The sequence below is a fragment of the Streptomyces sp. SID8352 genome, assembly GCF_009862265.1.
In the GTDB taxonomy this organism is placed as follows: domain Bacteria; phylum Actinomycetota; class Actinomycetes; order Streptomycetales; family Streptomycetaceae; genus Streptomyces.
Map to the genome: position 1 here is coordinate 78415 of NZ_WWGX01000047.1, position 10979 is coordinate 89393.

8 protein-coding genes are annotated in these 10979 nt (G+C 74.8%); 7 read left to right on the top strand and 1 reads right to left on the bottom strand.

All coding sequences use genetic code 11. From position 1 onward, the window contains the following. The first annotated feature begins 214 nt into the window (after positions 1-214). The 3 genes from GTY84_RS17680 (at position 215) to nudC (ending at position 6315) form a co-directional block, all read left to right on the top strand. Entirely contained in the window at positions 215-3793 is a 3579-nt protein-coding gene (locus GTY84_RS17680; protein ID WP_161227256.1) for a UvrD-helicase domain-containing protein, read from the top strand. A 10-nt stretch (positions 3794-3803) separates the two neighbouring features. Continuing rightward, complete coding sequence (locus GTY84_RS17685) at positions 3804-5216, top strand: dipeptidase (RefSeq protein WP_161227257.1); 1413 nt, start codon at positions 3804-3806, stop codon at positions 5214-5216. Between the two features lie 154 nt (positions 5217-5370). Continuing rightward, positions 5371-6315, top strand: a complete 945-nt coding sequence (nudC, locus tag GTY84_RS17690) for an NAD(+) diphosphatase (RefSeq protein ID WP_161227258.1) — start codon at positions 5371-5373, stop codon at positions 6313-6315. A gap of 233 nt (positions 6316-6548) precedes the next feature. Here nudC and GTY84_RS17695 read toward each other — a convergent pair whose 3' ends face one another. Further along, complete coding sequence (locus tag GTY84_RS17695; RefSeq protein WP_161227259.1) at positions 6549-6791, bottom strand: mycoredoxin; 243 nt, start codon at positions 6789-6791, stop codon at positions 6549-6551. 186 nt (positions 6792-6977) lie between these two features. Here GTY84_RS17695 and GTY84_RS17700 point away from each other — a divergent pair, with 186 nt between their 5' ends. The 4 genes from GTY84_RS17700 (at position 6978) to GTY84_RS17715 (ending at position 10538) form a co-directional block, all read left to right on the top strand. After that, complete coding sequence (locus GTY84_RS17700) at positions 6978-9179, top strand: ATP-dependent DNA helicase UvrD2 (RefSeq protein WP_161227260.1); 2202 nt, start codon at positions 6978-6980, stop codon at positions 9177-9179. Between the two features lie 166 nt (positions 9180-9345). Continuing rightward, a complete protein-coding gene (locus GTY84_RS17705) occupies positions 9346-9666 on the top strand; it encodes a hypothetical protein (RefSeq protein ID WP_161227261.1) in 321 nt (106 codons plus the stop codon). A gap of 174 nt (positions 9667-9840) precedes the next feature. Further along, positions 9841-10218, top strand: a complete 378-nt coding sequence (locus GTY84_RS17710; RefSeq protein WP_161227262.1) for a WhiB family transcriptional regulator — start codon at positions 9841-9843, stop codon at positions 10216-10218. Next, complete coding sequence (locus GTY84_RS17715) at positions 10215-10538, top strand: hypothetical protein (RefSeq protein WP_161227263.1); 324 nt, start codon at positions 10215-10217, stop codon at positions 10536-10538. Before GTY84_RS17710 ends, GTY84_RS17715 begins: the two co-directional genes overlap by 4 nt. Positions 10539-10979: the final 441 nt, after the last annotated feature.

Below are 10979 nucleotides of genomic sequence, written 5' to 3' on the forward strand. Positions count from 1 at the left end.
CACGGCCCCGGAGCCGCCACCGCGAATCCGGAGGGCGCCCGCGGGGTCCGTGACCCCAAGCCCGGCCCCCGCCCCGTGCCCCGGCGCAGGGGAGCCACCGTCCCGCGCCCGGACCGCGCCCCCGTGCCGGAACCCGCCCCCGCCCACCCGGGCTTCGTCCGGTCCCGCGCGGAACGCGGCGCCCGTTGTCGGCGCGCGCCGTTAGCCTCTTGGGGTGCCCGCTCGCATCACCGACCCCGAGCAGCTCAAAGAGCTCCTCGGCATCCCGTTCACGCCGGAGCAGACGGCCTGCATCGTCGCGCCGCCCGCCCCGCAGGTCATCGTGGCCGGAGCCGGGTCGGGCAAGACCACGGTCATGGCGGCCCGCGTGGTCTGGCTGGTCGGCACCGGCCGGGTCGCCCCGGAGCAGGTGCTCGGCCTGACCTTCACCAACAAGGCCGCCGGAGAGCTGTCGGAGCGCGTCCGCAAGGCCCTGGTCCGGGCCGGCGTCACCGACCCGGACGTGATCGACCCGGACGATCCGCCCGGCGAACCGGTGATCTCCACGTACCACTCCTTCGCGGGCCGCCTCCTGGCCGACCACGGTCTGCGCCTCGGCCTGGAGCCCAGCTCCCGGCTGCTCGCCGACGCCACCCGCTACCAGCTCGCCGCGCGCGTCCTGCGCGAGGCCCCCGGCCCCTACCCGTCCCTCACCCGCTCCTTCCCCGATCTGGTCGGGGACCTCCTCGCCCTCGACGCCGAGCTGTCCGAGCACCTGGTGACGCCCGAGGAACTGAGCCGCTGGGACACCGGCCTGCTGGACGTCCTGGCGGGCGCCCGGCTCACCAACGCCGAGCTGCGCAAGGTCCCCGAGGCCGCCGCCGCCCGCCGGGAGCTCGCCGGGCTCGTCGGCCGCTACCGGGCCGCCAAGCGCGACCGCGACCTGCTCGACTTCGGCGACCAGATCGCCCTGTCCGCCCGGCTCGCCGGGCTGCCCGAAGTGGGCCGCGTCCTGCGCGACGAGTTCCGCGTGGTCCTCCTCGACGAGTACCAGGACACCTCCGTCGCCCAGCGGATCCTCCTGGCGGGCCTGTTCGGCGGCGGTACCGGGCACCCCGTGACCGCCGTCGGCGACCCCTGCCAGGCCATCTACGGCTGGCGCGGCGCCTCCGTCGCCAACCTCGACGACTTCCCCGAGCACTTCCCGCACGCCGACGGCACCCCCGCCACCCGCCAGGCGCTCAGCGAGAACCGCCGCAGCGGAGGCCGCCTGCTGGACCTCGCCAACGGCCTCGCCGCCCCCCTGCGCGCCATGCACGCGGGCGTGGAGGCACTGCGCCCCGCCCCCGGCGCCGAGCGCGACGGCACCGTCCGCTGCGCCCTGCTCCCCACCCACGCCGAGGAGACCGCCTGGCTCGCGGACTCCGTCGCCCACCTCGTGCGCACCGGCACCGCCCCCGGCGAGATCGCCGTCCTGTGCCGCACGGCCGCCGACTTCGGGGAGATCCAGGGCGCACTGGTCGCCCGGGACGTCCCCGTCGAGGTGGTGGGCCTCTCCGGGCTCCTGCACCTGCCCGAGGTGGCCGATCTGGTCGCCGTCTGCGAGGTCCTCCAGGACCCCGGCGCCAACGCCTCCCTGGTCCGCCTGCTCACCGGCCCGCGCTGGCGCATCGGCCCGCGCGACCTCGCCCTCCTGGGCCGCCGCGCGCGGCTCCTGGTGAGCCACGCCGGCGCGGACGGCGGCGACGACCCCGACCGGCGGCTCGCGGCGGCCGTCGAGGGCGTCGACCCCGCCGAGGTGGTCTCGCTCGCGGACGCCCTCGACACCTTCCTGGAGAGCCCCCTCGACGGCACCGGGGACGACGACCGGCTGCCCTTCTCGCCGGACGCCCGGGTCCGGTTCGCCCGCCTCGCCGCGGAACTGCGCGACCTGCGCCGCTCCCTGTCCGACCCGCTGATGGACGTCCTGCACCGGGTCCTGGCCGTCACCGGCCTGGAGGTCGAGCTGTCGGCGTCCCCGCACGCCCTGGCGGCCCGCCGCCGCGAGACCCTGTCGAACTTCCTGGACGTCGCCGCCTCCTTCGCGGCGGGCGACGGCGAGGCCACCCTGCTCGCCTTCCTCGGCTTCCTGCGCACCGCCGCCCAGTACGAGAAGGGCCTCGACAACGCGCTGCCCGGCGGCGAGAACACCGTCAAGGTGCTCACCGCACACCGCTCCAAGGGGCTGGAGTGGGACGTCGTCGCCGTCCCCGGCCTGGTCACGGGCACCTTCCCCAGCGGCCAGGGGCGCGAGAAGTGGACCGCCCAGGGCCGGGTCCTGCCGCACGGGCTGCGCGGCGACGCCGACACGCTCCCGGACGTCGCCTCCTGGGACGCCAAGGGCCTCAAGGACTTCCACGGGGCCATGAAGGACCACCAGCACACCGAGGAACTCCGCCTCGGCTACGTCACCTTCACCCGGCCCCGCTCCCTGCTGCTCGGCTCCGGCCACTGGTGGGGGCCCAGCCAGAAGCGGCGGCGCGGCCCCTCGGACTTCCTCACCGCCCTCCATGACCACTGCGCCGCCGGACACGGCGAGATCGAGGCCTGGGCCGGCGAACCCGCCCCCGACGAGGAGAACCCGGCCCTCCGGGCGGGCGCCGCCGACCGGGCCTGGCCGCTGCCCCTGGACGGCGAGGCGCTGGCCCGCCGCCGCGCCGCCGCCGCGACGGTACTGGCCCACCTGGAGTCCCTCCCGTCGGCGGGCGCCGCCCAGGACCCGTCCGCGCCCGCCGCCCCGCCCACCGGTGCCACCCCCGGCCGGCCCCCCGCGCCGGACGACGAGCCCTTCGCCGACGAGGAGACCCTCCCCCCGGACGACGAGCCCTTCGCCGACGAGGAGACCCTCCCCCCGGACGAGGACCCCCGCGGACCCTCCGACGGTTCGGACGACACCGCCGACTGGCACTCCTGGACGGCGGACCGTCCCGCCGCCCCCGCGCGGCGGCCCGCCCCCACCGTCCCGCACCAGGCCCCGCCCCCCGGACCGTCCGGACCCGCGGGGACCCGGGAGACCGCCCGCCCCACCCCCGAGGAGGCCCGCGCCATCGCCTCCTGGGACCGCGACCTCGACGCCCTCACCGGCGAACTGCTGCGTGCCCGCCGGGGCGTGACCGAGGTGCCGCTGCCGGCCGCGCTGACCGCCTCCCAGGTGCTGCGCCTCGCCGCCGACCCGGACGGCTTCGCGCAGGAGCTGGCCCGCCCCATGCCCCGCCCGCCCCAGCCCGCCGCACGCCGCGGCACCCGCTTCCACGCCTGGATCGAGGCCCGCTTCGAAGCCCTGGCCCTGCCCATGCTGGAACCCGACGAGCTGCCCGGCGGCGACGCCGAGATCGCCGACGAGCGCGACCTGGAGTTCCTCAAGGACGCCTTCGAGCGCACCGCGTACGCGCGCCGCACCCCGTACCGGGTGGAGGCGCCCTTCCAGCTCTCCCTGGCCGGGCGCGTGGTGCGCGGACGCATCGACGCCGTCTACCGCGCGGAGGAGGGGGACACGGCCCGGTACGAGATCGTCGACTGGAAGACGCACCGCGTCCACGAGGCCGACCCCCTCCAGCTCGCCGTGTACCGCCTCGCCTGGGCGGAGCAGCGGAACGTCCCCCTGGAGTCCGTCACGGCCGCCTTCGTCTACGTACGCACCGGCGAGGTCGTGCACCCCGAGGGGCTGCCGGACCGGGCCGGGCTGGAGCGGCTGCTGCTCACCGGGGACGCTGGTGACGCATCGCACGGTCCCGACGACACCTCGCACGGCCGGGGGGTCCGCGCGGGCCGATAGGCTCGTGGGCATGAGCAAGCCCGTTGACAATGCCGTCAGCGCCGTCCGTGCGTACGTCGACCGGCACCGCGCAGTCTTCCTGGACGACCTCGCCGCCTGGTTGCGCATCCCCTCCGTGTCGGCCCAGCCCGACCACGCCGAGGACGTACGCCGCAGCGCCGACTGGCTCGCCGCCAAGCTCCGCGAGACCGGCTTCCCGACCGTCGAGGTCTGGCCCACCCCCGGCGCCCCGGCCGTCTTCGCCGAGTGGCCCGCGCAGGACCCCGGGGCCCCGGTCGTCCTCGTCTACGGCCACCACGACGTGCAGCCCGCTGCCGTCGCGGACGGCTGGGACAGCGACCCCTTCGAGCCCGTCGTCCGCGGGAACCGCCTCTACGCGCGCGGGGCCGCCGACGACAAGGGCCAGGTGTTCATGCACACCCTCGGCGTCCGCGCCCACCTCGCCGCCACCGGCCGCACCGCCCCCGCGGTCACCCTCAAGCTCCTGATCGAGGGCGAGGAGGAATCCGGCTCCCCGCACTTCCGCGCCCTGGTGGAGGAGCGCGCCGGACGGCTCGCCGCCCACGCGGTGATCGTCTCCGACACGGGCATGTGGGCCGAGGACACCCCGACGGTGTGCACCGGCATGCGCGGCCTCGCCGAGTGCGAGGTCCGGCTCTACGGCCCCGACCAGGACATCCACTCCGGCTCCTTCGGCGGCGCGGTCCCCAACCCCGCCACCGCCCTCGCCCGCCTCATCGCCGCCCTCCACGACGAGGACGCCCGGGTCGCCGTCCCCGGCTTCTACGACGGCGTCGTCGAGCTCACCGACCAGGAGCGCCGCCTCTTCGCCGAGCTGCCCTTCGACGAGGACCGGTGGCTGCGCACCGCCAGGTCCCACGCCGCCCACGGCGAGGCCGGGCACACCACCCTGGAGCGCGTCTGGGCCCGCCCCACCGCCGAGGTCAACGGCATCGGCGGCGGCTACCAGGGCGCCGGCGGCAAGACCGTCATCCCCTCCTCCGCCATGGCCAAGCTCACCTTCCGGCTGGTCGCGGGCCAGGACCCGGCGCACATCGAGAAGGCGGTCCGCGCCTGGGCCGCCGACCGGGTGCCCGCCGGCATCCGCTGCGAGATCGTCTTCGGCTCCGCCACCCGCCCGTGCCTGACGCCGCTGGACCACCCGGCCCTGCGCTCCGTGACCCGCGCCATGGGCCGGGCCTTCGAGCAGCCGGTGCGCTTCACCCGCGAAGGCGGCTCCGGACCGGCCGCCGACCTCCAGGAGGTCCTGGACGTCCCGGTGCTCTTCCTCGGCATCTCGGTGCCCTCCGACGGCTGGCACGCCCCCAACGAGAAGGTCGAACTCGATCTGCTGGCCAAGGGCGTCGAAACCTCGGCGTACCTGTGGGAGGACCTGGCGGAGCACTGGCGGAACGCCCCCTGACCACCCGCGCGGTTCCGGGGACCGGCGGCGCGCGGGGCACACTGGAGGGGTCGTCCCGCACCGCCGAGCCCTCCCGGACCCGGTCCCGCCCGACCGCACGACCCGCCGAACCGCCGCCTCACACCACCGTTGCCCGGGGGAGTTGGAAGCACCCGTGACCACCTGGACCGATCCCACCGCCGACCGTCCCATCTCGCTCACCGTCCCGAGCGGAATCGACCGCGCCGCCCACCACCGGCTCGACGAGGCATGGCTCGCGGCGGCCTGGAGCCACCCCACCACGCGCTGCTTCGTGGTCTCCGGCGGGCAGGTCCTCATCGACGACGCCCCCGACGGGCGCACCGAGCTCGTCATGACGCCCTCCTTCGAGGCCCCGCTCACCGAGGCCCACCGGTACTTCCTGGGCACCGACGGCGACGGGGTCAGCTACTTCGCCCTCCAGAAGGACTCCCTGCCCGGCCGCATGGACCAGTCCGCGCGCCCGGCGGGGCTGCGCGAGGCGGGGCTGCTCCTGCCGCCCCGCGACGCGGGCCTGATGGCCCACGCGGTCGCCCTGGAGAACTGGCAGCGGCTGCACCGGTTCTGCTCGCGCTGCGGGGAGCGCACCGTCATCGCCGCGTCCGGCCACGTCCGCCGCTGCCCGGCCTGCGGCGCAGAGCACTACCCGCGCACCGACCCCGCCGTGATCATGGCCGTCACCGACGCGGAGGACCGCATCCTGCTCGGCCGCCAGGTCCACTGGCCCGAGGGGCGCTTCTCCACGCTCGCCGGGTTCGTGGAGCCCGGGGAGTCCGTCGAGCAGTCGGTGCGCCGGGAGGTCCACGAGGAGGCGGGCGTCGTCGTCGGCGAGGTGGAGTACGTGGCCAGCCAGCCCTGGCCCTTCCCGTCCAGCCTGATGCTGGGCTTCATGGCCCGCGCCACCTCCACCGACATCCAGGTCGACGGCGACGAGATCCACGAGGCCCGCTGGTTCTCCCGGGAGGAACTGGGCGCCGCCTTCGCCTCCGGCGAGGTGCTCCCGCCCTACGGCATCTCGATCGCGGCCCGGCTCATCGAGCGGTGGTACGGCCGGCCGCTGCCCACCCGCGGGATGGTCTGAGCCCGGTCCCGGGCACCGCGCGGACGCCCCGGAGGGGTCCGCCCGTGCGGCGCGCTCCGGGCGGGGCCGCCCCCGCCCGGCTCCGGCCGCCGTGCGCAGGCGTGAGGGGCGGCCCCTCCCCGTGGAAGGGGCCGCCCCTCATGCCTGTGACCGCGCGCCCGCCGGAACGCTCACGCCCCGGATCCGCGGCGCGCGCCCGCCGGGGCACCCCCTGGGGCCGCGGGCACGTCCGTTCAGGCGCCGATCTTCTGCTTCACCTGGGCCAGCGACGGGTTCGTCAGCGTCGAGCCGTCGGGGAAGAGCACGGTCGGCACCGTCTGGTTCCCGCCGTTCGCCTTCTCCACGAACGCGGCGGACTCGGGGTCGTGCTCGATGTTGACCTCGGTGTACGCGATGCCTTCGCGGTCCATCTGGCTCTTCAGCCGACGGCAGTAGCCGCACCACGTGGTGCTGTACATCGTCACAGTACCCGGCATGTCTCTCGCGCTCCTTCGGCTTCTGGCGGCTCTGTGATGAGGCCGCAGGAGGTGAACGTCCGGGAAGCCGCAGCCATTCCCGCCGGGCCGCGCTCTCCATCGGAACCATCATGGTCATACGACGATCGGTGCCCGCCTGTGGACAGCCCGCCGCATCCGTCACCCGCGACCTGGCAGCATGGCCGTGTGACAGCAGCAACGCACTCCACCCTCTTCCCGCAGGTACCGGAATCGGCCGACGCGGTGCTCGACGGGCTCGACCCCGAGCAGCGCGAGGTGGCGACCTCCCTGCGCGGCCCGGTGTGCGTGCTGGCCGGAGCCGGTACGGGCAAGACCCGGGCGATCACCCACCGGATCGCCTACGGGGTCCGCGCCGGGGTCCTCCAGCCGTCCAGCGTCCTCGCCGTCACCTTCACCAACCGGGCCGCGGGGGAGATGCGCGGCCGGCTCCGCCAGCTCGGAGCCGTGGGCGTCCAGGCCCGCACCTTCCACTCGGCGGCGCTGCGCCAGCTCCAGTACTTCTGGCCGAAAGCGGTCGGCGGCGCGATGCCCCGGCTCGCCGACCGCAAGATCCAGCTCGTCGCGGACGCCGCCGCCGCCTGCCGCATCCGCCTCGACCGGGGCGAGCTGCGGGACGCCGCCGCCGAGATCGAATGGTCCAAGGTCACCCAGACCGTCCCCGCCGACTACGCCTCCGCCGCCGCTGGAGCGGGCCGCGACACCCCCCGCGACCCGGCGGAGATCGCCCAGCTCTACGCCGCCTACGAGGACCTCAAGCGCGGGCGCGGCGTCATCGACTTCGAGGACGTCCTGCTGCTGACCGTCGCGGTCCTCCAGGACCGGGAGGACGTGGCCGAGCAGGTCCGCGCCCAGTACCAGCACTTCGTGGTCGACGAGTACCAGGACGTCAGCCCCCTCCAGCAGCGCCTGCTGGAGCTGTGGCTCGGCGACCGCGAGGACCTCTGCGTGGTCGGCGACGCCAGCCAGACGATCTACTCGTTCACCGGAGCGACCCCGGACCATCTGCTCGACTTCCGGGTCCGCCACCCCGGCGCCACCGTCGTCAAGCTGGTCCGCGACTACCGCTCCACCCCCCAGGTCGTCCACCTCGCCAACGGACTGCTCGCCCAGGCCCGGGGCCGGGCCGCCGACCACCGGCTGGAGCTGGTCTCCCAGCGCGCCGCCGGCCCCGAGCCCGCCTACGCCGAGTATCCCGACGAGCCGTCCGAGGCCGAGGGCGCCGCCCGTCGCATCCGTGAACTCGTCGACTCCGGCGTCCCGGCCGCCCAGATCGCCGTCCTGTTCCGCACCAACTCCCAGTCCGAGACCTACGAACAGGCCCTCGCCGACGCGGGCGTCCCCTACCAACTGCGCGGTGCCGAGCGCTTCTTCGACCGCCCCGAGGTGCGCAGGGCGGGCACCGCCCTGCGGGCCGCCGCCCGCTTCGGTGGCAACGACTCCCTCCTCGACGACGCCGTCGACCTTCCCTCCCAGGTGCGCGCCGTGCTCTCCGGCGAGGGCTGGACCCCGCTGCCCCCCGCCGGGTCGGGCGCCGTCCGGGAGAGCTGGGAGTCGCTGGCCGCCCTGGTCCACCTCGCCGAGGACTTCACCGCCGCCCGCCCCGGCGCGACCCTCGCCGATCTGGTCGCGGAGCTGGACGAACGGGCGGGCGCCCAGCACGCCCCGACGGTCCAGGGCGTCACCCTGGCCTCCCTGCACTCGGCCAAGGGCCTGGAGTGGGACGTCGTCTTCCTGGTGGGTGTCGCCGAGGGGATGATGCCGATCACCTACGCAAAGACCGACGAGCAGATCGAGGAGGAGCGCCGTCTCCTCTACGTCGGTGTCACCCGCGCCCGGGAACACCTCCACGTCTCCTGGGCGCTCTCCCGCTCGCCCGGCAGCCGTCCCAACCGCCGCCCCAGCCGCTTCCTGCACGGGCTGCGCCCCGGCTCCGCCACCGCGGCGGCCCGCCCGGCCGCGGGCGGCGCCGGAGGGGTGGAGCGCGGCAGGTGGAGCGGCGCCACGACCGCGGACGCGCCCCGCCGGGTGCCGCGCACCCCGGCCCGCTGCCGGGTCTGCGGACGCAGCCTCACCGACGCCGGTGAGATGAAGCTGATGCGCTGCGAGGACTGTCCCTCCGACATGGACGAGGGGGTGTACGAGCGGCTGCGCGAGTGGCGTGCCGTCCAGGCGGAGCGCAGCGGACAGCCCGCGTTCTGTGTGTTCACCGACAAGACGCTGATGGCGATCGCCGAGTCGGTCCCCGAGGACGACCGCGAACTCGTCCGCATCCCCGGCGTCGGCGCGCGCAAGCTCACCCGTTACGGAACGGATGTGCTGGCCATCTGCGCAGGCCAGGACATTGCCGCGGGACAAGGGAACGACTGATGCGAACTCGTCGGAAAAATAGTTTGCGCATGCGCGGGGAATCCCCATAGGTTCTTGGTCACGGGAGCAGTGGCCTTCCCCGAGGCCCTGAATCCGTGTTGTACTTACACATATCCATGGACCGGTTCACCCCGGTCCCTCGAGACGCCGAGAGGAGGCGAGTCAAGTGATCAGCATCATCAAGAGCTCCAACGCCAAAATGAGCGACCGCTCGACCGTCTCCCTGTGCATGCTCGGCGCCTCGTACCAGGGCACCGGTGCGTCCGGCATCCGTGTCGCGCACCTGGCGTCCTCCTCCTTCGCTCCCGCGGGCCTTCCCGTCCGTGAGCGCGATGAGCGACCGACCGAGGCACTGGAAGCGGCAGTAGTGGCACAGGCCAAGGCCTATGCCTTTACGGCTACCGGTGCCGGATTCCGGAAGCAGACGACGCAGCACCACCTGATGTGGGCCTTCCGTGGGCCAGAACCCTGGAGTGATCCAGCCTGATCGTCGATCAGGCCGGCGCCTCAGGGCCGCGGAACCCCATCCGGGAACCGCGGCCCTTCTGTTTTTCCCGAACAGGAACGACAGCACGCAGGCGCCTCGGGACGAGCACAGAGCACCCGGTACCAACGCCGCAACCGGCCAACCGGCCGGACGACCAGACGAGGAAGACCAACCGTGCAACTCGAAGCGCACGCCCCGTCCGTACCGCCATCCGGCACGATCCCCCAGCCCGTCCCCACGGAGGACCCCGCCTTGACCCCGCCCGTCTCGCCCACCCCGCTCACCGCGCTCGACGACGCCATCGAGAACCTCGGCGTCCCCGTCCCCTGCCGTTCCTACGACCCGGAGGTCTTCTTCGCGGAGTCGCCGGCGGACGTGGAGTACGCCAAGTCCCTGTGCCGCACCTGTCCGCTGGTCGAGGCCTGCCTCGCCGGTGCCAAGGAGCGGCGTGAGCCCTGGGGCGTCTGGGGCGGCGAGCTGTTCGTGCAGGGGGTCGTCGTCGCCCGGAAGCGGCCCCGCGGCCGTCCCCGCAAGAACCCGGTCACGGCATGAACACCGCAGGAACCATCAACCGTCCCCTCACGCACGACCCCCAGAAGCAGGCCCCGATGAAGCCGTCCCCCCACGAGAACACGGGCGTCGAGCCCGAAGACCGCACCACGAAGGGCGCGAAGGACTCGCGTCAGAACAGGACCCGAGAAATGCAACTCATCCCAGAAGCCCTGGCGCGTGCGCATATGCACGACCGCCTGCGCGAGGCTGAGCGGGAGCGCCGCGCGGTGCGCCTGGCCACCGCTCGCCGCATGCAGCGCCGGGCGGAGCGCGCCTCGATGCGCGCCCGCCGCGCGCTCGCCATGGCGGTCATGCAGTAGTCAGACCAGCGCGAACACACCGATGAGGTGGCCTCCCGGCCAGGGAGGCGTGGCTCCGGTCGCGGGGGGCCGGTCCGTTCCGACGGACCGGCCCCCCGCGCCGCGTTCCGGGCGCCGTCGGCGGGAGCCGCAGGGTGCCGGTGCGGGAGTCGGCTGCCCGGGGTGGGAGTCTGGATCAGCGATGCGGTCCGTCGGCTCGCGCGCCGCTCTCGGCGAGCGGGGGAGCGCTGCGCTGCCCGCACCGTGCACTGCCCGCGCTGCGAACTGCTCTGCGCTGCGAACTGCCCCGCCTGCCCGGCACAGGGCGGGCGCCTTCCCGCCCGCCGCGTCGCGCCCCGCGTATGCTCTGCCGCCTGCCGCCTGCCGCCTGCCGCCTGCCGCCTGCCGCCTGCCGCCTGCCGCCTGCCGCCTGCCGCCTGCCGCCTGCCGCCTGCCGCCTGC

Coding starts and splice junctions, on each gene's coding strand:
- GTY84_RS17685 (WP_161227257.1), top strand. CDS start 3,804: ATGAGCAAGCCCGTTGACAATGCCGTCAGCGCCGTCCGTGCGTACGTC.
- GTY84_RS17695 (WP_161227259.1), bottom strand. CDS start 6,791: ATGCCGGGTACTGTGACGATGTACAGCACCACGTGGTGCGGCTACTGC.
- GTY84_RS17715 (WP_161227263.1), top strand. CDS start 10,215: ATGAACACCGCAGGAACCATCAACCGTCCCCTCACGCACGACCCCCAG.